The sequence below is a fragment of the Roseomonas rosulenta genome, from assembly GCF_016106005.1.
In the GTDB taxonomy this organism is placed as follows: domain Bacteria; phylum Pseudomonadota; class Alphaproteobacteria; order Acetobacterales; family Acetobacteraceae; genus Neoroseomonas; species Neoroseomonas rosulenta.
The window spans coordinates 18416-39088 of record NZ_JACADR010000008.1 but is presented as its reverse complement, the minus strand read 5'-3'; the positions used below and the strand labels follow the sequence as shown (position 1 = coordinate 39088).

Annotated in this window: 23 protein-coding genes and 1 pseudogene; 13 read left to right on the top strand and 11 right to left on the bottom strand. The window is 69.2% G+C overall.

The window, feature by feature from the left end; all coding sequences use genetic code 11:
* Positions 1-15 precede the first annotated feature (15 nt).
* Entirely contained in the window at positions 16-279 is a 264-nt protein-coding gene (locus tag HW578_RS02750; RefSeq protein WP_232478520.1) for a hypothetical protein, read from the bottom strand.
* Positions 280-742: 463 nt separating this feature from the next.
* Here HW578_RS02750 and HW578_RS02745 point away from each other — a divergent pair, with 463 nt between their 5' ends.
* Together HW578_RS02745 and HW578_RS02740 are read left to right on the top strand one after the other, a co-directional pair.
* Positions 743-1147, top strand: a complete 405-nt coding sequence (locus HW578_RS02745; RefSeq protein WP_198369004.1) for a DUF302 domain-containing protein — start codon at positions 743-745, stop codon at positions 1145-1147.
* Positions 1148-1391: 244 nt separating this feature from the next.
* Entirely contained in the window at positions 1392-1790 is a 399-nt protein-coding gene (locus tag HW578_RS02740; protein WP_198368991.1) for a Spy/CpxP family protein refolding chaperone, read from the top strand.
* Between the two features lie 299 nt (positions 1791-2089).
* Here the strand turns inward: HW578_RS02740 and HW578_RS02735 are convergent, their stop codons facing one another.
* Positions 2090-2713 (bottom strand): glutathione S-transferase family protein, encoded by a 624-nt coding sequence (locus tag HW578_RS02735; RefSeq protein ID WP_198368990.1) that lies wholly within the window; start codon positions 2711-2713, stop codon positions 2090-2092.
* Between the two features lie 130 nt (positions 2714-2843).
* On the opposite strand from HW578_RS02735, the gene HW578_RS02730 reads away from it, so the two are divergent.
* Both HW578_RS02730 and HW578_RS02725 read left to right on the top strand, forming a co-directional pair.
* On the top strand, positions 2844-3284 hold the full coding sequence (locus HW578_RS02730) for a VOC family protein (protein ID WP_198368989.1): 441 nt from the start codon (positions 2844-2846) through the stop codon (positions 3282-3284).
* Between the two features lie 33 nt (positions 3285-3317).
* On the top strand, positions 3318-4169 hold the full coding sequence (locus tag HW578_RS02725; RefSeq protein WP_198368988.1) for a PhzF family phenazine biosynthesis protein: 852 nt from the start codon (positions 3318-3320) through the stop codon (positions 4167-4169).
* Here HW578_RS02725 and HW578_RS02720 read toward each other — a convergent pair.
* Positions 4166-4906 carry a TetR/AcrR family transcriptional regulator gene (locus HW578_RS02720; RefSeq protein WP_198368987.1) on the bottom strand — a complete coding sequence of 247 codons (741 nt, stop codon included), beginning with the start codon at positions 4904-4906 and terminating at the stop codon, positions 4166-4168. The genes HW578_RS02725 and HW578_RS02720 overlap by 4 nt on opposite strands.
* A 20-nt stretch (positions 4907-4926) precedes the next feature.
* On the opposite strand from HW578_RS02720, the gene HW578_RS02715 reads away from it, so the two are divergent.
* Complete coding sequence (locus HW578_RS02715) at positions 4927-6195, top strand: acyltransferase family protein (RefSeq protein ID WP_198368986.1); 1269 nt, start codon at positions 4927-4929, stop codon at positions 6193-6195.
* Between the two features lie 68 nt (positions 6196-6263).
* Positions 6264-6944: a CPBP family glutamic-type intramembrane protease gene (locus HW578_RS02710; protein ID WP_198368985.1), complete on the top strand. Its 681-nt coding sequence runs from the start codon at positions 6264-6266 to the stop codon at positions 6942-6944.
* A gap of 28 nt (positions 6945-6972) precedes the next feature.
* Here HW578_RS02710 and HW578_RS02705 read toward each other — a convergent pair whose 3' ends face one another.
* Together HW578_RS02705 and HW578_RS02700 are read right to left on the bottom strand one after the other, a co-directional pair.
* The gene (locus tag HW578_RS02705; RefSeq protein ID WP_198368984.1) at positions 6973-7794 is read right to left on the bottom strand and encodes an alpha/beta fold hydrolase; all 822 of its coding nucleotides are present in this window, start codon (positions 7792-7794) and stop codon (positions 6973-6975) included.
* Between the two features lie 101 nt (positions 7795-7895).
* Positions 7896-8846, bottom strand: coding sequence for a LysR family transcriptional regulator (locus HW578_RS02700; RefSeq protein ID WP_198368983.1), 951 nt, complete (start codon positions 8844-8846; stop codon positions 7896-7898).
* 96 nt (positions 8847-8942) lie between these two features.
* Here HW578_RS02700 and HW578_RS02695 point away from each other — a divergent pair, with 96 nt between their 5' ends.
* Positions 8943-9806, top strand: a complete 864-nt coding sequence (locus tag HW578_RS02695) for a class D beta-lactamase (protein ID WP_198368982.1) — start codon at positions 8943-8945, stop codon at positions 9804-9806.
* A gap of 488 nt (positions 9807-10294) precedes the next feature.
* Here HW578_RS02695 and HW578_RS02690 read toward each other — a convergent pair whose 3' ends face one another.
* Positions 10295-11320 carry an amino acid ABC transporter substrate-binding protein gene (locus tag HW578_RS02690; RefSeq protein ID WP_232478519.1) on the bottom strand — a complete coding sequence of 342 codons (1026 nt, stop codon included), beginning with the start codon at positions 11318-11320 and terminating at the stop codon, positions 10295-10297.
* Positions 11321-11419: 99 nt separating this feature from the next.
* On the opposite strand from HW578_RS02690, the gene HW578_RS02685 reads away from it, so the two are divergent.
* Both HW578_RS02685 and HW578_RS02680 read left to right on the top strand, forming a co-directional pair.
* Positions 11420-11692, top strand: a complete 273-nt coding sequence (locus HW578_RS02685) for a hypothetical protein (protein WP_198368981.1) — start codon at positions 11420-11422, stop codon at positions 11690-11692.
* A gap of 77 nt (positions 11693-11769) precedes the next feature.
* Entirely contained in the window at positions 11770-12213 is a 444-nt protein-coding gene (locus HW578_RS02680) for a CBS domain-containing protein (protein ID WP_198368980.1), read from the top strand.
* A gap of 123 nt (positions 12214-12336) precedes the next feature.
* Here the strand turns inward: HW578_RS02680 and HW578_RS27675 are convergent, their stop codons facing one another.
* Entirely contained in the window at positions 12337-12669 is a 333-nt protein-coding gene (locus HW578_RS27675; RefSeq protein ID WP_232478518.1) for a hypothetical protein, read from the bottom strand.
* A gap of 84 nt (positions 12670-12753) precedes the next feature.
* Here HW578_RS27675 and HW578_RS02675 point away from each other — a divergent pair, with 84 nt between their 5' ends.
* Complete coding sequence (locus HW578_RS02675) at positions 12754-13347, top strand: hypothetical protein (protein ID WP_369407801.1); 594 nt, start codon at positions 12754-12756, stop codon at positions 13345-13347.
* A 49-nt stretch (positions 13348-13396) separates the two neighbouring features.
* Here the strand turns inward: HW578_RS02675 and HW578_RS02670 are convergent, their stop codons facing one another.
* From HW578_RS02670 to HW578_RS02660, 3 genes are all read right to left on the bottom strand, one after another.
* Entirely contained in the window at positions 13397-14077 is a 681-nt protein-coding gene (locus tag HW578_RS02670) for an RES family NAD+ phosphorylase (protein WP_198368979.1), read from the bottom strand.
* The gene (locus tag HW578_RS02665) at positions 14074-14493 is read right to left on the bottom strand and encodes an MbcA/ParS/Xre antitoxin family protein (protein WP_232478517.1); all 420 of its coding nucleotides are present in this window, start codon (positions 14491-14493) and stop codon (positions 14074-14076) included. Before HW578_RS02665 ends, HW578_RS02670 begins: the two co-directional genes overlap by 4 nt.
* A gap of 273 nt (positions 14494-14766) precedes the next feature.
* The gene (locus HW578_RS02660) at positions 14767-14952 is read right to left on the bottom strand and encodes a hypothetical protein (protein WP_198369005.1); all 186 of its coding nucleotides are present in this window, start codon (positions 14950-14952) and stop codon (positions 14767-14769) included.
* On the opposite strand from HW578_RS02660, the gene tnpA reads away from it, so the two are divergent.
* The 3 genes and pseudogenes from tnpA (at position 14912) to tnpC (ending at position 17387) form a co-directional block, all read left to right on the top strand.
* Positions 14912-15373: an IS66-like element accessory protein TnpA gene (tnpA, locus tag HW578_RS02655; protein ID WP_198368977.1), complete on the top strand. Its 462-nt coding sequence runs from the start codon at positions 14912-14914 to the stop codon at positions 15371-15373. The genes HW578_RS02660 and tnpA overlap by 41 nt on opposite strands.
* A 74-nt stretch (positions 15374-15447) precedes the next feature.
* A complete protein-coding gene (tnpB, locus tag HW578_RS02650) occupies positions 15448-15675 on the top strand; it encodes an IS66 family insertion sequence element accessory protein TnpB (RefSeq protein WP_369407800.1) in 228 nt (75 codons plus the stop codon).
* A gap of 70 nt (positions 15676-15745) precedes the next feature.
* A pseudogene (gene tnpC, locus HW578_RS02645) lies at positions 15746-17387 on the top strand (IS66 family transposase).
* Between the two features lie 487 nt (positions 17388-17874).
* On the opposite strand, the gene HW578_RS02640 reads toward tnpC, so the two are convergent.
* A complete protein-coding gene (locus tag HW578_RS02640) occupies positions 17875-20394 on the bottom strand; it encodes a cation-translocating P-type ATPase (protein WP_232478516.1) in 2520 nt (839 codons plus the stop codon).
* Between the last annotated feature and the right edge of the window lie 279 nt (positions 20395-20673).

The window sequence follows — 20673 nt, the reverse complement described above, 5'->3', positions numbered from 1 at the left end:
TTGCAGCGGCGAGCATCAGGAAGGCGGGACTGCAATGTGCGTGCCGGTGCCTGCGCCAGCATCGATTAGGCGACGCTCGCGTCGGTTCAGCATTCGACGTGCCACGAGCCAGGCAATCGGAACCGATATTGCGATGCTCAGTGCCGCCGATCCGTAGATCAGCCAGGCCCCTTCGGAGAAGTCGGTCGTCGCCGAGGGAAAACTCAGGATCACGATCACCAGAATCCCGAAGATCACGGCGCTGGTGGGCATGAATGCGAGGGCTGTGAGCTTGAACATGGGATGCCTTCTGCGGCCATGCGCCGCAGGCAGATAACGCCTTTCAGGGGGCATGAGTTGCTTGCGGCGCCGGCGATCGAAGGGTCTGCATCTGCCCTCAGTTCCCAATCGACTGGAGCAGTCTCGATGGTGCCGTAGCGGAGCAGTTCAGCAACCTGCCGGATCGCCCCCGTCTCGCCGCCGATCCAGCGCCGTGCAACCTGCCGGACTGCGGCGCGTTGTCACATCGTGATCCAGCCTCGGCGTCGCGGCAGATTCGGGCGCATCTCAGGCCGGTTCAGTGGCAGTGCCATGTACCATTGTGCGGTTCACGATGCTGCATGGCCTGTCAGTTCGGCCGCGGCGCGGATCTCGGGTCCCGCCTTGGCGGTGGTGCGCCGAAGACCGCGCCTGAAGGTGAGCGCCGACGAAGCGTCGTCTGACGCCTTCGCATCCGGCCGGACCCGTGAAAGGACTTGCCTCCATGTCATACCACTTCACGAGCAGCATCGAAGGCCCGATGGAACGGGCTGTCGCGGCGACGACCGAGGCCTTGCAGCGCCATGGATTCGGAGTGCTGACGGATATCGATGTGCAGGCGACGCTGAAGAAGAAGCTCGACGTGGCATTCCGTCCGTACCGCATCCTTGGGGCCTGCAATCCGGAGATGGCCTACCGGGCCCTCCAGGCCGAGGACAAGGTGGGCACGATGCTTCCCTGCAATGTCGTCCTGCAGGCAATGGCGGATGGCCATGTGCAGGTCTCGGCGGTCGACCCGGTCGCGTCGATGCGCGCGATCGACAACCCGGCGCTGGCTGAGACGGCAGCGCAGGTGCGCGAGAAGCTGCGCCAGGTGGTGGCGGAACTCGCCGCTGCGGGGACGGCCTGACCCGCGGCAGCCCGGCCGCCACCAGCCGGCCGTGCACGCTCCAGGGCCAATTGTAAACCATCGGAGGAATGTCATGCAGTTTTCGAGAAAGTCTGCGCTCGGCGCCGCGGCGATACTTGTCGGCCTGGGTGGCGCCGCATGGGCGCAGACCGCACCGCCGGCTGCACCTGCCCCGCCCGCAGCGCAGGGTTCGGCACCCGTCGGCGCGGGTCGCATGATGCCGGGACCAGGCATGGGCCCCGGCATGACGATGCCCATGATGCGCGGCGGCATGCCGATGGGAGCGGGCATGATGGGCCATGGCATGATGGGCGAGCATGTCGAGGGACGCATCGCATTCCTCAAGGCGGAGATCGGCATCACTGAGGCGCAGACGGCGCAGTGGAACGCCTTCGCTGAGGCGCTTCGGGCCAATGGCCGGGCCATGACTGAACTGCGCGCGCAAATGCCGCAGGCAGCGCAGCAGCCGACGGCGACCACGCCAGCCCTCACGCTGCCCCAGCGCCTCGAGCAGCGTGAGCGGATGGCGACCGTGCACATCGAGGCGCTGCATCGGCTCAGGGCAGCCCTTACGCCACTCTACACGGTGCTGACCGAGCAACAGCGGCAGGCGGCTGATAGCCTTGTGATGGGAATGATGTAGCCGAGACGCGCGGACCCGGCGCGGAGAAGAACCTAGGAGGGCCAGCCGACGCCGGGCCCCGCAACCAGCCTCCAGCGCCATGGCTTCTGCCGTTCGTCGTCCCGACTGTGCTTCGGCGTGGTGAAGTGCGGCGTGCAGACCCGCGATGAGCACGCTTCGGCCAATCGACGTAGTGCCGCCCTCGCCGGAGGGCGTGCGCCCGGGTTCCAACCGTCGCCACTGGCGGACTTTGTGAGAGGCGAGTCCGCGGCTTCCGATCAGGAGGGCTGCCCCGATCCATGGCGGTCCGGCCGCAGCCGCTAGGGGATGCCGTTGTCGCCGTGCTCGAGGTAGCCGGGCCGCTCGCGGAGGCGGTTCAGCCACGCCTCGACCGCCGGCAGGTGAGGCCGCTCCATCGGCGTCATCCTCCAGCGATTGGCCGAGAGGCCGAGCACGATGTCGCCGAGGGTGAAGGTCTCGCCCGCCACGAAGGCCCCGGTTGCCGCAAGGCGCGCGTCGAGGATCCCCATCGCCGCGTTCCAGGCCTGCACGCTGGCGGCGATCCGCTGCGGATCTGCATGGGTCGGGTCGCGTCGCACGAGACCCATGAAGGCCCCCCGCCAGGCGCTGTTGAGGTCGGTGGCCTGCCAATCCATCCATTGCTCGACCCGCGCCCGCATGCCCGGGCTTGTGGGCAGAAGGTCGGATCGTCCGGCGACAGCGGCGAGGTAGCGGCAGATCGTGTTGCTCTCCCACAGGACGGTCTCGCCATCCACCAGGACGGGCACCTGCCCATTGGGGTTCAAGGCAAGGAATGCCGGGACGCGGGTATCGGCGAAGCCGCTGCCCCAATCCTCACGGGTGTAGAGACGGCCGATCTCGGCGCAGGTCCAGAGGACCTTGCGAACATTGATGGAGGTGGCCTTGCCGAGGATCCGCAGCATCGTCGCACTCCCGAGCGCAGGGGCGAGACCCTCCGCGGTTGCAGGTCAGATTTACTGACCTAAATCTCCAACACCCGTCCATGCATCCCGTAGCCTTCCCGCCAGCCCCCGCCCCGCCTGGAGGATCGCCGTGAGCCTGCACCCGACCATGGACCCGCCCCGACCGGATCCCATGTGCTTCGGCTGCGGCCTGCCGCCTGGCCTCGGGGTCAACCTGCTCGTGCCATCGGTGGCGGAGGCCGTGCGGTTCCAGACAGTGGTGCTCGGCGCGATCGCGGCCCATGTCGAGGACCAGTTCGCGGTGATGCGGTGCGAGACGGCGCTCTGGCTGCCGCATGGCGACCATGCGTATCGCCACCACCCGTTTTCCGCCGCGGTGCACGGCCTCGAGGCGCGCGGAGGCGGTGTCGAGCTCCGCCGCTACGGCCAGGATCCCGACACCGCCGAGGCGCGGGCGCGCGAGCACGGCGCACCGGTCCTTGCCCCGTCCGAGGACAAGCCGCACGGCCTGCGCCAGGCCTATCTTCTCGAACCCGCTGGCTATGTCTGGGTGCCGTACCGGCCAATCTGAGCTGATCGTCAGTCTTCCCCCGGGAGAACACGCATGGACGTGCAACACATCGCAGCCTTCGCCATGGACGGGACGGGCGGCAACCCTGCCGGCGTCGTGCTGCTCGGCGCGCTGCCCGAGGCCGCGGCGATGCAGGCGGTGGCGGCCGACCTCGGCTATTCCGAGACTGTGTTCGCCGCACCCGTGCCGGGCGGCTGGCGCGTGCGGTACTTCGCCCCGGCGATGGAGGTGCCCTTCTGCGGCCACGCCACCATTGCGCTCGGCGCGGCGCTGGCCCGACAGGCCGGGGAGGGCGTGCATCGCCTTCTGCTGAACGAGGCCGAGATCACGGTCGAGGGGCGGCGCGAAGGCGGGCACCTCATCGCCACGCTGGTCTCGCCGCCGACCTGGCACGAGGCGGCCCCAACCGCGCTGCTGGAGGAGGCGCTGGCCCTGTTCGGCTACGCGCCGGAGGAACTCGACCCGCGCCTGCCGCCGGCCGTGATGGGCGCCGGGGCCCGCCACCTGCTGCTGGCGCTCTCCTCGCGCGAACGCCTGGCCGCCATGGCGTATGACCTCGCGGCGGGCGCGGCGCTGATGCGCGACGCTGGCCTGGTCACCATCATGCTGGTCCAGGCCGAGAGCCCACACCGCTTCCATGCCCGGAACGCCTTCGCGGCCGGAGGTGTCGCCGAGGATCCCGCGACCGGCGCAGCCGCGGCCGCCTTCGCTGGCTATCTGCGCGCGCTCGGCTGGCCGCATGGCGGCGGCATCGAGATCCTGCAGGGCCAGGACATGGGCATGCCGTCGCTGCTGCGCGCCGAGATCCCGCCCGGCGCTGGCACGGGCATCCGCGTCTCCGGCGCGGCGAGGATCTCGGCCGGTCCGCTGCCCCTTCCCGGTTAGCGCCCGATGCGCGATGGCGGCCTGCGATCGGGCGTCAGGGCGGCTTCCGCAAGACGGATCGTCGTCTCGCGCGCCAGTGCCTCGTCGCCCGCCGGTGGCGTGGAATTGCCGGGGCGGCGCATGGCCATCCAGGCGATCATCTCCAGCACGGCCCGCGCCGCCAGTTCCGGTTCCAGATCTGTCCGCACGTCGCCGCGGATCGCCAGCTGCCGGATCGCGCGCGTAAAATCCTTCAACGCACGCGCGCGAAGCCGCGTGCCGTAGGCGGCGCTGATCTCCGGGACCTCCGCACCGAGCCGGTCGAGCAGCAGGATGAGGCGCGCTTCCCGCGCCAGCAGATCGTAGAGTTCCCCGGCGATGTCGCGCAGCGTGGCCGCACAATCGGGGTCACCAGCGGCCACGGCCTGCATGCGCGGCAGCGCGAGGCGCGGCCCGAGCGCTTCGGCGAGGACTGCGTCCAGGTCGGCCCGCACGGGCCCGTCACCAGCCGGCAGGCGAAGGCCGCCCGCCACGCGGATCGCCAGATCGAGCAGCGCCGCCTTGTCGGCGGCGTAGAGATAGACGGTTCCGGCAGCCACGCCCGCCTCGCGCGCCACGTCCGCGACCTGTGACAGCCGGAAGCCCTGGCGGGTGAAGACCCGCGCGGCGGCCTCTGCAATGGCGGCAAGCCTGCCCGGTGCGGGGCGCGGACCTCGGCGGATTGCGGTCGGCTGGTCTTTAGTGAATGATCGGTTCATTCATTCATCCTAGGTGCCGCATGACCCCGCCGTCCAGCCCCCGCCGCCACGACGTGGACAACCTCCGCAGCCTCGCCGTTCTGCTGCTGGTGCCGTTCCATACCGCGCGCCTGTTCGACGCGACGCCGTGGCACATGAAGGACGCGGCCGCGCCGCATGCGGGGGCCTCCGTCCTGCTGCGCGCGATCGAGCTGTGGCAGATGCCTCTGCTGTTCCTGCTGGCGGGCATGGCCGCGGCCTATGCGCTGGAGAGCCGCGGCCCCGCCGCCTTCCTACGGGAGCGTGCGGCGCGGCTGCTGCTGCCCCTGGCCTTCGGCATACTGGTGCTGGTTCCGCCGCAGGTCTGGGTGGAACGGGTCACGCCGGCCGCCCCCCTGCGGCAGAGCGCGCCGGTCTTCGCGGGAGATTTTATGGCCTTCCTGCCGGAGGCCTTCGTCTGCTGCTACCCGGCGGCGAACTTCTCCTGGCACCACCTGTGGTTCCTGCCCTACCTGTTGCTCTACGCTGTCCTGCTGGCGCTGGTGTCGCGCGGCGGAGACGTCCGGCGCCTGGCGGCATGGATCGCTGCATCGCCCTGGCGGTTGCTGCTGCCAGCCGGACTCCTGGTCGCGCTCGAGCTCCTGCTCCGGCCGGCCTTCCCCGGCAGCCACGACCTCGTCGCGGACTGGGCGAACCATGCGCATTATGGCCTGCTCGTCATCCTCGGCTGGTGGTTCGCGCGGAATGCGGCGCTCGAGGCGGCGGTGACGCGGCGCTGGGGGCTGCTGACGGGACTGGCGCTCCTTGCCGCGGCGCTGTGGTTCGCCGGCCTGCCGGCGGCGCGCGGCGGGATGGGCCTGCTCGATCTTTCGCTGCCGGCGCGCCTCGCCCTGCGCACCGCGGCGGAATGGCTCGTGCTGCTCGCCCTGCTGGCCGCCGCCCGACGCTGGCTTGCGCACCGAGTCCCGATCCTCGTCAGCTTCGCGCCGCTGTCCTTCGCGTTCTACATGCTGCACCAGACCGTCATCGTGCTGCTCGGCTGGACGCTGTTCGACTGGACGGGCGCGCCGCTCTCGAAGGGGCTGGTCATCGCGGCGGCGACCTTCGTGATCAGCCTGGGCGGCGCCGCGCTGATTGGGCGGACCGCCTGGCTACGCCCCCTGTTCGGCATGGGCGCGGTCGGGCGGCGTGTGGGAGGAACAGCCCGGTGCGAGGCTCAGGCACAGCCGCCGACGTCGCAGTTCCAGCCGCCTTCCGCGGCGACGCTGTTCACCGCCGCATCCGGCCGTTCCCAAGCTCACCAGCCATGAGCCGCGATCCCGCCTCCTCCTCATCGTCCTCCCCAGGCCGGGCTCGGCCTTGGCGGAACGCATGGATCGTGCTGCTGGCGGGCTGCCCCGGCATCCTTTCCCTGCTGCTCGTGCTGCCAGAGGTGCCCGGCGTTCCCAGTCCGACACTGCTGTTGCAGCCGAGCCTCCTGCTGGTGACGCTTTCCTTCACCGGAAGCTGGGCTGCAGCGCGCTGCGGCTTCTTGCTGACCAGCGGCTGCCGCCCCGCCCAGCGCGTCGGACAGGCCACGACTGGCTTGCTGCTAGGCCTGCTGATCGCGCTGGCCGACCACGCGACCCGTGGCCTTTGGCAGGCAGCGCCCGATCAGCCGCCCTCGGTGATTGAGGGATGGAGCGCCTCTGCTCTATTCGTCGGCCTTCTCTACGGCGGGGTGGTGGAAGAGGTGCTGTTGCGCTGGGGCGCGATGAGCCTGATCGCGCTTGCGCTGTGGCAAGGCTTCGCGCGGAGCGCAGTGCGACTGCCGCCTTGGTGCATAGCGGCCGCCGTAGGGCTCGCGGCCCTGCTGTTCGCCGCCAGCCATCTCCCGGCACTGGCCGCTGGAGGCATCGCACCGGATGCCGGCGCGGTGCTGCGCACGTTGCTGCTGAACGCGATCGCGGGGGCGGTCCTCGGGTTGCTCTTCGCCATGCGCGACCTGCTCGCGGCCATGGTCGCTCATGGTGCGGCACATCTGGGTTTCGCCCTGGCGGCGATGGTCCTGGCCGTTTGATGACGGCCTCGGCGCGCTGGCCGGCAGGTCAGCCGTCCGCGCCTTCGAGATGCGCCGCAACGAGCCGCGCGAAGCGCAACGGGGCCGCTTCCGGCAGGAGATGGCCCGCCGACGGAACCGCGATGGACCGTGCGCCTGGGATCGCCTGCGCCGCTGCCTGCGAGACCAGGCGGTAGGTGGCCGTGGTGTCGGAGCCCCAGGCGACGGTCGTCGGCACCGCAAGCCGCGCCAGTTCCTCGGCCGCGACGGGCACGGGCGGCGTCTGAGTGAACAGCAGCCCGATGGTGTCGGCGTTGTCGAGGTGGATCCGGCGCACCTCCGGCGGCTGGGCATCGAACCAACCGGGCTCGCCCGCGGCGGCGTCGATCAGCCGACGGGCGGCCTCCGCCCAGTCGCCACGCTGCGCGGCCTCGACCACCGGGCCGAAGGCACGGGCGCCATCGGCCGAGATCTCGAACCGCGCCGCAGGATCGGTCACGAAGGTCGGAAAACCTGGCTCGTAGACCAACAGGCTGCGGATCCGCTCCGGTGCAGCCAGCGCTGCGGCGAGTGCGGAATGGGCCGAGAACGACCAGGCGACGACATGCGCCCGGGTCAGGCCGAGCACATCGACCATGGCGATCAGGTCTTCCGCTTGGCTGGCCGTGCCGAAAGGCTTTCTGCCCACGCTGCGCGGCGCGGGGCCAAAATGCCGCTGCGTCGGCACGATGACGCGCCAGCGATCGGCGAGGTGCGCAGCCACGGGCGCGAGCGTCCGCCGATCGCCAAGTGCGCCGTGCAACAGGACAAGGGGAGGACCGTCGCCGACAATGTCGGCGGCGATGGTCACATCGCGAAGGTGAATGGTCATGCGCATGTTCCGGCGCGGCTGATGCCACGGCCAAGCGCCGCGTTCCATGGCAAACGAGGACGAGCCTGGGTCCGCACAGCCCCATCCTACGGCCCGGTCCGCTAGCGGACAGGCTCCGCGGGGATCCCACGCGGCACCGCCGCCGCCGCCTCGGCGATCAGCCGCCGTGCCCAGGCCGCGTCAGGGTCGGCGGCATCGCGGCGGCGCCAGGCGAGGGACAGCGGCGAGCGGAGTGGCGGAACGACCCGCAGGATGCGTAGCTCCGGTGCCTGCCGCAGCATCGCTGCCGCCGTGCGGTCCGGCATTATGGCGATAAGGTCGGTGCGCCGCAGCACCTCCGCCGCGCCGGCGTAGCTCGGCAGGCCAAGCGCGATCCGGCGGTGACGCCCCTGCCGCGCCAGCCAGACATCGAGGTAGTTCTGGGAGGTCGGCCACGGCAGCGGATAGAGCTGCGGCCGATCGAGCAGGTCTGCAAGCGACGTCTCCGACACCTGCGCGGCGATCCCCGCGCCCGCACCGGCGACGGCCACGACCTCGTCCTCCCACAACGTCTCGACGGCGATCGCCTCGCCGGCCGGCGTGTGCCCCCCGACCGACAGGACAGCGTCCACCCGCCCGGTCAGCAGGTCCGCCTCGTAGCTGCGGCGCTGGAACGCCTCGACCGAAAGGGTCCAGCCGGGCACCTCCTGCCGCAGGCGTCCGGCAGCCTCCGGAATCAGCGTCAAATCGAGCGCCGCAGGCGAGGCAATGGTCAGCGTCCGCTGCGAGCTCCGCGTCGCCGGCACCGCCCGAGGATCGCCGAGCGCGAGGCCGAGTTGCGGCAGGAGCCGAAGCAGTAGCCCCTCGATCGCCCGCGCCCGGGCGGTCGGCGCGAGGGCGTTGCCGGTGCGGACCAGCAGCGGATCCCCAAGCAACCGCCGCAACCGCGCCAGCGCATGACTGACGGCGGAGGCGCTGACGTGTAGCCGCTCCGCTGCCCGGGCGACGCTACGTTCCTCCAGCAGGATCGCCAGCATCTTCAGCAGGTTGAGGTCGAGCCGCATCCAGTCCATGCAAATGCTGAACCGTATTCAGTAGATGCTGACAAGCCATCATTTGGCTCAGGCCAGGGTCGGGGCTAGCCGTCAGGCATCGCAGGGAGCCCAACGATGCTCAGCCTTTCACCCCTTGCACGACGCAGCGCGCTGATCGCCGCCACGACACTGCTCAGCCCGCTCCCCCCGGCCGGCGCGACAACGCGCGCGACCATCCGTCGCGCCCCCCTCTTGGAGGCGATCGGCGCGCGGGAGGTAGCGTTCCTGGCGCGCGACCTTGGCAGCGGGACGGAGCAAGCGCTCGAGGACAGCGACCTCGCCTCTCGCCATGCACCCTGGTCGAGCTTCAAGATCCCGAACCTTCTCATCGCGCTCGAAACCGGTGTCGCCGCGGGACTTGACGCGCCGCGGCGCTGGGATCCCGCGCGCCGCCCAGCCTTGCCACACTGGCCAGCCGCCTGGCGGCGCGACCACACGCTGGGGAGCGCCTTCGAGGACTCAGCGGTCTGGTACTTCCAGGACGTCGCGGCGGAGGTCGGCGCGGCCCGATACCGCTCGATCCTCACCCACTGGCGCTACGGCAATGCTGCGGTCTCAGACGGCTCCGACAGCTTCTGGCTAGGTGGCGGCCTCTCGATTTCGGTCTCGGAGCAGGTCGCCTTCCTTGCCGAGCTGCTGGGCGGCCGCCTCGGCGTGTCGCAGCGTGCGCTCCGCGCGCTCGCGCAGGCGAGCCGGTCAGGGCAGGTCGGCACGGCGGTGATACATGGGAAGACCGGCTCGGGACCGGTCACGCCCGGCGCGTTCGGCGGACTATTCGAGGGTTGGTACTGCGGCTTCGTGGTCCGCCCCCCTGCATCGCCGGTCGTGTTCGCGCTGTTCACCCGCGCGCCCGGTTTCGCATCGTTGGCCGCGTTCCGGCGGGAGTTCTCTCTCCGACTACTCGCCCAGATCGGCGTGCTGCCGGAGCCCACCGGTTGATGGTGTCGCCTTGGGCGCGATGGATGAACGCCCTGCCCCGCGTGCACCGCGCGAGCTTCACGTACGGCTTGCCTCGCTGGCCGGCCTCGGCACGCTGCGGAGAACCGCGACATCTGCTGCCACCAGGTATTCGCGGGCTTCGCTGTGTGAGAGGCGTTCGAGCGCCACGTCGGAAGCCGAGCGTCAACGACGGTATCCTCCGCATTGTCACCAGCACCGCCAGCGGCGCCGCGGGGAGATCCACCGCGGAGGCGCTGACGTTCCGCGCCGTCACACGCACCGTATCGTTCGACCACATGTGGCAGTCGAGCACGAAGGCGATGCTGCTGGCGTCGAGCGAGGCGTCGGCGAAGTCCCCCGCCGCGCGCCAGCGCCGGTGACGTCGATGTTTGCCGTCGCGCGGGGCCCGAGGCTCGGCAGGTCCCAGCTGGTCTCCAGCGCCAGCGTCCGCGTCCCCGCCGGCAGCGACCCGCAGTTCTACGTCTGCATCAGCGGATCGGTGGCGCGTACATGAGACCGCCGCGTGTCCACTGGTCGTTAACGCCGCGCGCCAAGCCGATGGGCGATCCAGCGCCGAGGTTCCGCTCGAAGATCTCGCCGTAGTTGCCGACCTGGCGGATGGCATTGAAGGCCCAGCGAGCGTCAAGGCCCATCATCGGACCATGATCACCCATCGCGCCAAGCAGACGGCGGATGGCCGGGTTGTCGCTGGTCAGCATGGCTTCCGCATTGGCCGAAGTGACGCCGAGCTCCTCGGCCTCGATCAAGGCGAAGACGGTCCAGCGGACGACCTCGGTCCATTGCTCGTCGCCGTGACGCACTACGGGAGCTAGCGGCTCCTTGCTGATGCGATCGGGCAGAACCTGGTGCTCGGCCGGGTTACGCAGCGTGGTCAAGATGCCAACCAGCTGCGAGGCGTCGGTGGACATCGCCGCACAGCGGCCTTCCTCGTACGCAGTGCGCATGGCTCCCGGCTCGCTCACCAGGACGGGGGTATAGGTCACGCGATTGGCCCGGGCCCAGTCGGCAAGGTTCGCCTCGCTGGTGGAGCCGGAGAACGTGCAAATGGCGCTGCCCTGCAGGTCCTGAGCGCGGCTGATGTTCGCGCGGCGCGCCAGGAAACCCTGCCCGTCATAGAAGGTGACGGGGGCGAAGTTGAAGCCGAGCTGTGTGTCGCGCGACTGCGTCCATGTCACTGCGCGCGTGAGCACGTCCACTTGGCCCTGCTGCAGGGCGGGGAATCGGGCCTGGCTGCTGAGGGGGGTGAAGCTGGCGCGCTGTGCGTCGCCCAACACGGCCGCGGCAATGGCACGGCAGATGTCGATCTCGAGACCCTGCCAAACACCGTTGGTGGCCTGGGCCCCAAAGCCCGGCACGCCTGGCGGGATCCCGCAGGCGAGCGTGCCGCGCTGGCGCACCTGGCTAAGCGTCGGACCGGGCTCGGCCGGTTGGGCCGAGGCAGTTGTTGCAGAAAGAAGAAGGGCTGCTGCCGCAGCGGCCACCCGCATCATCATCCGATTCCGCCCCTACCTGCTCTCGCCGGCGGAGTGGAAGGGGAAGCACCCACTCGCGTGCGACGGTTCACAGTCTGTTACCCGTTCAGCGCGTGAGGTTTGATCTATCTCAATGAGCAGAGCCGTTCATCCGCCGAGCATCCTGCGCAGTATGGCGACGACGCTGCCCTCGCCCACGGGCAGCAGCAGCACGATGGCCGCCAGCACTATCTCGATCCCACCCAACCGGTTGTTGGCCTGCTTAGAGCGCTCGGTGCCACCTCGACGCCTTCTCAACCCACGCGTCGCTTCACCACCTGCACCGCAAGCGGCGCCGCAGCCAGATCCACCGTCGACGCGCTGACGTTGCGCGCCGCGCGCCGCGTACCGTGACGTCGACGTTGCCGATACACCAACCTTCAACGCAGACTACGCAGGCGTGCCGAGACAAGGCCTGCGAGAGGAAATCGATGAACACCGTCAAAAACGCACTGGCCCAGAAGACTGGCGCCCTGATCCAGGTTCGTTCCGGCGACATGGTCGTCGAGGCCCTGCGCCAGATGCGCGACAACCGGGTCCGGTCGGTGCTGGTTATCGATGACGACGTTCTGGTCGGTATCGTGACCCAGGGTGACTGCGCCATCAAAGTGCTGCTGCCGGGGCTCGATGCGAAGCAGACGCCGGTGAGCCAGGTGATGACGGGCAATCCGGTCACTGTGAAGCCTGACGACCGTCTGGAAGGCTGCATGACAATGATGGCTGCGCGCGGCTTTCGCCATCTGCCGGTGCTGGACGCGGGTAAGGTCGTGGGCGTGATTTCCATCGGAGACGTCGTCAAGGAAATCATCCGGGATTTGGAGCGCAACGTGGGCGACCTGATGGGATACGTCATGAGGGACGGCCCCGGGGGCTAAGAAACGAACCGCGGCGCCGTCGCTGACGTCATCTTTGGGTGACGTGCTATCGTGATTCCGATGGACCGGGGTACCCGCCCTCGAAAGCAGCTGGAGCGCGGGGCTCGGTGAACGCGGCGATATTCAGCAACAAATCGCCCGGTTGAAAGCCCGATCCGCTGCCATCGCGTCCATCATTCGTGCCAGTTCAGGCGCCGCGCCGAAGCCAACCGCGGCCTGCCGCTGCAGCGCGGCAGGGAACTCGGTCACCCGCGGACACGGCCGATCAGAAATCGCCGCGCCGCTTCCGCTCAGCAGCGCCATCGCGCTCAGCCTCACGAGCTGACGCATCCGCCGGCCTCCTCGTCGTCTGTTCTTCGCGCGCAGCTTGCGCGTGCCGGGCATCGCGGCCGTCGCGGCCCCCCCCACCAGATACGCGACACCGAACGCAGCCCGTGCCGCGCCAACGAGCGCCACCCACCCCTGCACGCGCGCCCTCGCCGCCGCGATCACACGCTGCCGCAGTTGCTGGAGGATGGTGTGTCGATCCGCGCGGCGGACATGCCGGGTGCGGACGACCTGATGCCGCGGATCTACGCGGCGATGGCGCAGAAGGAGCGCGAGCTGATCAGCGCGCGGACCAGGGCGGCGCTGGCGGCCGCCAAGGCACGGGCAAGACCCTCGGGGGCGACCGCGGCTACCGGCCAGCCACCGGTCCGGACGCCGCCGCGGCGGCACGGGTGCGGCGGGAAGATGCGGAACGCGCTGCACATCGGCGCGGGCTGGAACTGCACCGCTTGCGCGAAGCCGGCGTGCAGGGGCACGCGGCCCTGGCCCGAGCCCTCAACCACCGCCGCGTGCCGACGCCCGGTCGTGGTGGCGTCTGGGCGCACACTGCGGTTTCGCGCGTCCTCGCGCGCCCAGCGGCTTCCTGAGCGACTAGCAGGCATTCACGCCGGTCTGTCGTGCCGCCAGATTGTCGCCGCCCCAACCATGCGGCACGGGATACCGCTCGATCGGCTGCGGCAGATCGCGCAACCATGGCGGCCGTTCATCCGAAGGCGCCCCGCGCAGCATGGGCACGATGGCGCGCTGAGCCGGGGCCGAGCATGCCGCCGCCAAACAGATCGTGCCAGCAAGGCTAAGGTCTCGTAGGCGCACAGGCCGTACCCGCCTCCCAATCGAATGCATCACCGCGCCTCACCTAGGCGCCCGTCGTCAGCTTGCGCGCGATTATCCGTCCCTCTACCGGCACGAGCAGGTCGTAGTGGTCCGCCGGAGTGACCTCGGTGATCTGTCGAGGACGGAAGGCCACGACATTGGTTCCACCACGATGGCGGAGGCTGTCGTAGACGATCCCCGATCTTCCTGATTTCCGAACCGCCTCCCCGAAAACCTGGGAGGCCGAGTAGCTCGTGCTGTCGTAGAGTTCGGCACGGCTCTGCATCTGCCCGCGGATGTCCAGGTAGTCTCGTCCCGCCAGCTGGCACACATAGCACCGGAAAGTTCGACGCTCCTCACGCCTTCCGCGCGCCACCGCCTCGCGCAGGAGATGATGCGCCACCTCGGCTACCGCAGTCGTCAGGGCCGTAGCAGCGTACCAAGCGCCAAGCTCTGGACCGTTGAAGCGAGACCCCGATGGGGCGGCGTGGAGGAACGATGCCATGACGATGCTGGCGTTGGGCGTTGCGTAAGCCCATTGGTCCTGCGGCAGTCGGGCGATCCGCTCAGCAACCAGACGATCGTTCGTCCAGCCCTCGAGTTCCATCACCGCCGCAAGGTCATCGGCCGTAGCGACTGTGTCGAACGCACCGATCGGAGGGAACCGAGAAGGAATGAGGCGCCACGCGGGTGCCGGCGCCTCGACCAAGGCTTCGTCGTTCACGCGAAAACAATGTCCTCATCTGACAGTGCCGACGCCGCATCATCGGCAGCGTTCGGCGCCATGAAGAGCCCGCCCCGCGCCCCGTCGAGGAAGCGCCGCACCAGCATGAGGCCATCCTGCGTCCCGCCCAGGACAAGCGCGATGGGGGGCTGGCCGCCGAACGGAAGTGCCGCGTGCGGCTCGCGCAGCCAGCGAAGACCCTCGGCGTCCACGGCGAACAGGATGCGCAACGCCTTGTGGATACCGAGCACGGCAGAAATGCGAAGCAGGGTGTCCGTCGGCAGCGTCACCTCGTCGCCGGCCCGGGCTGCTTTGACCCAGCCGTAGTACGTCGAGCGCGATGGGAGCCCCAAAACCAGAAGCCTCTCGTCCTGCGACAGCGCCCACAGATCGGCTATGGCGATAAAGGTGCGCATTGCAGGGCCGCTCAAACGACGCCGATTGCTCGAGGTGAACCGGGAGGCGTCGAGCGAGGGGGGGGCCGTGGTGGCAGTTGGACCAGCGTGGCGAGCATACGGCATGAGCCAACCTCCGGATTGGTATTTAATATCCGGATCTGAACTTGTCAAGATTTCAGCCGTTCGACAGCGCTCATCGGAGCTATCTCTTCACCACCGACCAACGGTCGATGCCCGGTGTTGAGCAGATGCGATGCGGCTGCGGCTACCGCGGGCCCTTCGGCGCGGCCCTCACAGCCGCTCGTCCTGGCCCGCGCTCGTCTCGTCGACGATCTGCACAACCAAGCGCGGCTCATGCCCAAGCTCCCGGTTCAGACGGTTGATCTCGGCTTCGAGCTCAGCATCGCTCAGCTGGCTAATCGGGTCGATCACCGGCTTGACATCGACCTTCTCGCGACAGCCCGCCCGCGCCTTCATTCAGAACGTCGCTGCGGCCACGTTCTTGCCCCGGGCCCGCGGCGCTCGCCACCGCCTACAACGGGGCGAGCGGCGGCGCAGCTTCAGCGCGGAGGACAAGGTCCGGCTGGTGGCGGAGACGTTCCAGCTTGGCGAGACGGTGACGGCGGTGTCGCGTCGGCACGGAGTCTGTACCAGCCTGCTGCATCGCTGGCGACGCGCGACGCGTTGTGATGTGCCGCGGCGACGCCCACCGCCGCCGAGGCTGCTGCCGGTGCGCCTTGTGACGCCCGATGCGGCTGCGTCGTCCATGCCGCCGCCAGTGTCTGACATCGCCCCCGGGCCGATCGAGGTGGTGCTGCGCAACGGGCGGGTGCTGCGGGTCGCGGCGACGACGGATGCCGCCGCGGTCGCGCGGCTGGTGGCGGCGCTGGAGGCGTGATTGGGCCGCCGCCGGGCGTGCGGGTCTGGCTGGCAGCCGGCCCGACGGATATGCGCCGAGGCTTCTAAGGGCTAGTGCGGCTGGCGCAGGAGATGCTGGGCCGCGATCCGTTCAGCGGCCATATCTTTGCGTTCCGCTGCAAGCGCGGCCACCTGGTGAAGCTGCTGTTCTGGGACGGCCAGAGCCTGTGCCTCTACGCCAAGCGGCTCGACCGCGGTCGCTTCGTCGGGCCGGCGACACAGGGCGACGCGGTGTCGCTGACGCCGGCGCAGCCATCGATGCTGCTGGAGGGGATCGACTGACGCATGCCGGCCTGGACGGCACGCCCCGAGGTCGCAGGGTAGCGCCTTCCACTTGGCGCGACACGGCGCGATCGGTGACGATTCTGTTGTTCCCGACGCGCTCGATATCTCCGCACTTCCTGACGATCCCGCGGCTCTGCGCGCGTTGTTGATCGAGGTGCTGGCCGAGCGCGACGATGCGTCCGCTGCGCGCGATGCGCTGGAGGCGCAGAACGACCGGCTCCGCCACATCCTGCTGAAGCTGCAGCGGCAGCAGTTCTGCCGGAAGTCGGAGCGGCTGCCGGAGGAGCAGCTGCAACTCGGCCTGGCCGACCTCGAGACGGCGATCGCGAAGGCCGATGCGGAGGCCGAGAAGCGCGACCCAGAACTGCGGCAGGAACGCGCGACCAAGCGCCGGGCCGCCCGCGGCGCGCTGCCCGCCCACATGCCGCGGATCGAGGTGGTGCTGACGCCGGCGAGCACCGCCTGCCCTTGCTGCGCGGCAACGATGGTGGAGATCGGCGCCGACAGCTCGGAGCGGCTCGACGTGATCCCCGCGCTGTTCCGAGTGATCGTGACGAAGCGGCCGAAGCTGGCCTGCCGGGCCTGCGCCGGCGTGGTGGTGCAGAGGCCGGCACCGGCGCGCCTGATCGAGGGCGGACTGCCGACCGAGGCGACGGTCGCCCATGTCTTGGTCTCCCGCTACGCGGACCATCTCCCGCTCTATTGCCAAGCCGGGATCCTCGCGCGGCAGGGCATCCTCGTGGACCGCGCGACGCTGGCGGCCTGGGTTGGCACAGCGGCGGCGGAGATCTTGCCGGTCGTGCGGCGGATGAAGGCGATCCTGCTGGCCTCGGCGCGGCTGTTCGCCGACGAGACCTCGGTGCCGGTCCTGGACCCGGGCCGCGGCAAGACGAAGACAGGCTGATACTGGTCCATCGCGCGCGACAGCCGGCCCTGGGGCTGGGTCGACGCGCCGGGGGTCGTCTACACTTACGGGCCCGGGCCGCGGCCGCGAGCATGCGAGGGCGCTGCTGGGCGGCTATCGCGGCATCCTGCAGTGCGACGGCTATGCCGGATACAATGGCCTCGCCGACGCGGCCACGGGGCCGGGCCCCGCGGTCGTGGCGTTCTGCTAGGGCCATGCGCAGCGGCAGTTCTACGACCTGGCGCTGAGGGCCAAGGCGCCGATCGTCGAGGAAGCGCTGCACCGCATCGCCGCCCTCTACGCTATCGAGGCCGAGATCCGCGGCACATCGCCCGAGACGCACGTGGCCGAAAGGCGCGCCCGCAATCGCCCGCTGGTCCAGGACCTGTTCGCCTGGTTCGAGGCGACGCTGGCGAGGCTGCCTGCGCGGAGCACCATGGCAGAGGCGATCCGCTATGCGCTGAACCACCGCGAGGGCCTGTTGCGGTTCCTCGAGGACGGCCGCATCGAGCTCGACACCAACAGCGTCGAGCGCGCCGCCAAGCCCGTGGCGCTCAGCCGCAAGAACGCGATTTTCGCCGGCTGCGATGAGGGCGCAGAGGCCTGGGCCGCCATCGCCTCGCTTATCGAGACCTGCAAGCTCAACGGCGTCGATCCCCAGCGATACCTCACCGACCTGCTCACCCGCCTCCTCGAAGGCTGGCCACGAAGCCGCATCGACGATCTCATGCCATGGTGCTGGGCGAAAGCGGCCAGGCATGACGCGCCCTGCGACCGGGGGCCACAGAGCAACGCTGACGCGTAGGGTGCGGTCATGAAATTGCTTACTGCGGCGATCGCGCAAAGCGCGCATCATCGGCTTCGACGGGCAGATCGAGTTCGAGGCGTTGCGGCTCTACGGCTCTCCTTCGCTGCCGGCGGGGACACGGACGCTTGCGCTTGAGACCAACTATGACCTGTCGAGCCTTGGGTCCAGCGCCACGGCCAACGTCGACGTCACGGTTCCAGGCGCGCGGCGGAGGTACCTCGCCGATCCATCGCTCGACACCAGCAGCATCGCCTTCGTGCTGGACTGCCACGTGTGGAGTAACGACAGCGTGCGCGTGACGGCGTGGAACGTCAGCGACTCTACGGTGGACTTCGCCGCGTCACAGCTGGCGGTGCAGGTGGTGAAGCGGCGGGTGCTATGGGTGGATCCGCTTACCCAAGGTCGCGGAACTCTCGGCGCTCTTGCCCCAGGCCATCCCGCAGCCCGATGCCCAGCACGGCCGCGAGATTGTACCAGGGTATCGTCACGTCATCAGACGTTTGCGCCAATGCGGCTTCAGGAATTCGAGGATGAGGATGGTCGCCAGCCCGGCCGTAACCGTCACCGCGAGATCGTCTGGATGCAGGGGCCCGAAGCGGAACATGCGCTGCGCAAAGGGTAGCGCCAACGTAACCCCGAGCATCACCGTCACTGCCAGCATCACCCAGCGCAGCACTGCGTTGCGCCGCCTGAAGGCAGTGATGATAGAGGCGCTGAAGGACCGATTCACAAAGATCAGCCCGACGATACTGATCACCAGGGCGAAGAAGGTCAGCGACCTGACTTCCGGCTCGGGCATGCCCCGATCCAGCGCGACCAGATAGATGCCTGCCGTCGGCGCCAGCACGACGGCCCCCTGCAGCACGCTCCAACCCAGCAGCGAGGCGGAGAACAGCGGGGCCGCCGGATCGCGTGGCGGGCGCTGCATGATCCCCTCTTCCTCAGTCTCGGCTTCGAACACCAGGGTGCAGACCGGGTCGATCATCATCTCCAGGAAGGCGATATGCATCGGCCAGAGCAGGATCGGCAGCCCGAAAATGAGTGGCAGCAGTGCCAAACCTGCGATGGGCAAGTGAATCGCGATAATGAAGCCCATGGATTTGCGCAAATTGTCGAAGACGCGTCGACCCAGGCGCACGGCCGCGACGATGGAGCCAAAATCATCATCCAGGAGCACGAGCGACGACGCCTCGCGCGCGACGTCGGTGCCGCGGCCACCCATGGCGATGCCGATATGCGCGGCCTTGAGCGATGGCGCGTCGTTCACTCCGTCGCCAGTCATCGCGACGACCTCGCCATCCGCTTTCAGCGCGGCCACGATGCGCAGCTTCTGCTCGGGCATGACGCGGGCGAAGACCGTTGTGCTGCGCGCCTGCGCCGCCAGGGTTGCGTCGTCCATGCCGGAAAGCGCCTCGCCGGTCACTATGGTCTCGGCGTCCAGCCCCGCCTGGCGCGCGATGGCGGCGGCGGTGGTCGGATAGTCGCCGGTGATCATCACGACGCGGATGCCGGCCGTGCGGCATTCGGCCACCGCCTCCACCACCCCAGGCCGCAGCGGGTCGGCCAGGCCAACGAGTCCCAACAGGCGGAAGGCGAAGCGGTCCTGCGTCTCCGGCCAGGCCTCGCCGCTGTGCGTGGCACGGGCCACGGCGAGCACGCGCATGCCTTTCGCAGCCAACACCTCGGTCCTCGCGATCAGCGCGGCGCGCGCCTCGGCATCGAGGTGGCATAGCAAGGCGATAGCCTCGGGTGCGCCCTTCGTGGCGACGATGGTCTCGGTGCCGGATCGCCAGATATTCGTCATCGCCAGCAGATCGGGGCGAAGGCCGTAGGTACGGATGAGGTCAAGCGCGGGCTGGGCCATCCCGTCGGCCATCGCGTGGAACGCCTTCTCCATTGGGTCGAAGGGCTGCGGCACGCTGGCTAGCCTCCCCGTCTCTACCAGCAGACGAAACCCCTGCGGTATCGCGCCATCCTGCGGGTGAAACTCACTGCCATCTGGCAGGCACAGCACAGCCACCGTCATACGGTTCTGCGTCAGTGTGCCGGTCTTGTCGGTGCATAGCACCGTGGCGGAACCCAGCGTCTCGATCGACGCCGCGCGCCGCGTCAGAACTCGCGCCTTGGAGATCCGCCAGGCGCCCATCGCCATGAAGACGGTAAGCACCACCGGCAACTCCTCCGGCACCATGGACATGCCGATGGCGATCCCGGCCAGCAGCGCATCCAGCCAGCCGCCGCGCAATGTGCCGTAGAGCAGCACCGCCAGCACGCTGACGACGCCACCGAAGATCGCACAGAACTTCACCAGTCGGCGCATCTGCGCCTGCAGCCGCGGTGGCTCGGGATCGAGCGCACTGAGCGACTGGCCGATCCGGCCGATCTCACTGTGCGGACCGGTCGCCGTCACCTCGGCGATGCCACTGCCTCGCACCACCAGCGATCCCGAGAAGACATGCGGCAGATCATCGCCGCCCGGACGCGCCGGCGGCAATGTCGCGCTTGCCACCTTCCGCACTGGAACCGACTCTCCCGTCAGCAGCGATTCATCGGTCTGGACGTCGCTGGCCTCGATCAGCCGGGCGTCGGCCGGGACGCGATCGCCCTCCGCCAGCACCACCAGGTCGCCGCGAACGACTTCGCGACCGGCAATGCGCTTGCGTTCGCCTCCGCGGATCACCAATGCGCGTGGGCTGGTCAGGTCGCGCAGTGCTTCCAGGACGCGTTCGGTGCGGCTTTCCTGGACGACCGTGATCACGATGGAGAACAGCGCGAAGGCCAGCAGGATGAGGGCCTCTTCCGGACTACCGAGCAGCAGGTAGAGCACGCCACCGCCGAGCAGGAGCGCCAGCATGGGCTCGCGCAGCACCTCAAGCACGATCCGGAATGGCGTTCTGCGCCCGGCGCGTGCCAGTTCATTGGGGCCATCGGCCTTCAGGCGGGCCGCGGCCTCCCGCTCGCTGAGGCCACCGCCGTTCTCCCTGGTCATCGGTGCATCCGGCATGGCCCTCGTCCTCTGGAGCGCCTGGCGCGAGTTTCCCGCAGACCGAGGATGGCGGGGTCGCATCGTGACTACGCCTGGGCAGCATGACTACGCCTGGGCAGCATGGTCGGTCGAGGCGCCGCACGGAAGAAGGGCGTGCCGCGCCGAGCAGCCACAGGGCGAGAAGTGCTTCACCTAGGCTCGTCTGTTGGCCGGTCCCTGGCGTTGATCTGGAGCAAGGACGACGGCCGGTCGTGGCGCGCATGTTTGAGTTGGGAATTGGGTTGACCGACCCTCAGC

Excerpts from the sequence above, each read along its gene's own strand:
- HW578_RS02750 (WP_232478520.1), bottom strand. The coding sequence starts at position 279 with ATGTTCAAGCTCACAGCCCTCGCATTCATGCCCACCAGCGCCGTGATC.
- HW578_RS02745 (WP_198369004.1), top strand. The coding sequence starts at position 743 with ATGTCATACCACTTCACGAGCAGCATCGAAGGCCCGATGGAACGGGCT.
- HW578_RS02740 (WP_198368991.1), top strand. The coding sequence starts at position 1,392 with ATGACGATGCCCATGATGCGCGGCGGCATGCCGATGGGAGCGGGCATG.
- HW578_RS02735 (WP_198368990.1), bottom strand. The coding sequence starts at position 2,713 with ATGCTGCGGATCCTCGGCAAGGCCACCTCCATCAATGTTCGCAAGGTC.
- HW578_RS02725 (WP_198368988.1), top strand. The coding sequence starts at position 3,318 with ATGGACGTGCAACACATCGCAGCCTTCGCCATGGACGGGACGGGCGGC.
- HW578_RS02720 (WP_198368987.1), bottom strand. The coding sequence starts at position 4,906 with ATGAACCGATCATTCACTAAAGACCAGCCGACCGCAATCCGCCGAGGT.
- HW578_RS02715 (WP_198368986.1), top strand. The coding sequence starts at position 4,927 with ATGACCCCGCCGTCCAGCCCCCGCCGCCACGACGTGGACAACCTCCGC.
- HW578_RS02705 (WP_198368984.1), bottom strand. The coding sequence starts at position 7,794 with ATGACCATTCACCTTCGCGATGTGACCATCGCCGCCGACATTGTCGGC.
- HW578_RS02700 (WP_198368983.1), bottom strand. The coding sequence starts at position 8,846 with ATGGACTGGATGCGGCTCGACCTCAACCTGCTGAAGATGCTGGCGATC.
- HW578_RS02695 (WP_198368982.1), top strand. The coding sequence starts at position 8,943 with ATGCTCAGCCTTTCACCCCTTGCACGACGCAGCGCGCTGATCGCCGCC.
- HW578_RS02690 (WP_232478519.1), bottom strand. The coding sequence starts at position 11,320 with ATGATGATGCGGGTGGCCGCTGCGGCAGCAGCCCTTCTTCTTTCTGCA.
- HW578_RS02680 (WP_198368980.1), top strand. The coding sequence starts at position 11,770 with ATGAACACCGTCAAAAACGCACTGGCCCAGAAGACTGGCGCCCTGATC.
- HW578_RS02675 (WP_369407801.1), top strand. The coding sequence starts at position 12,754 with ATGCCGGGTGCGGACGACCTGATGCCGCGGATCTACGCGGCGATGGCG.
- HW578_RS02665 (WP_232478517.1), bottom strand. The coding sequence starts at position 14,493 with ATGCGCACCTTTATCGCCATAGCCGATCTGTGGGCGCTGTCGCAGGAC.
- HW578_RS02660 (WP_198369005.1), bottom strand. The coding sequence starts at position 14,952 with ATGAAGGCGCGGGCGGGCTGTCGCGAGAAGGTCGATGTCAAGCCGGTG.
- HW578_RS02640 (WP_232478516.1), bottom strand. The coding sequence starts at position 20,394 with ATGCCGGATGCACCGATGACCAGGGAGAACGGCGGTGGCCTCAGCGAG.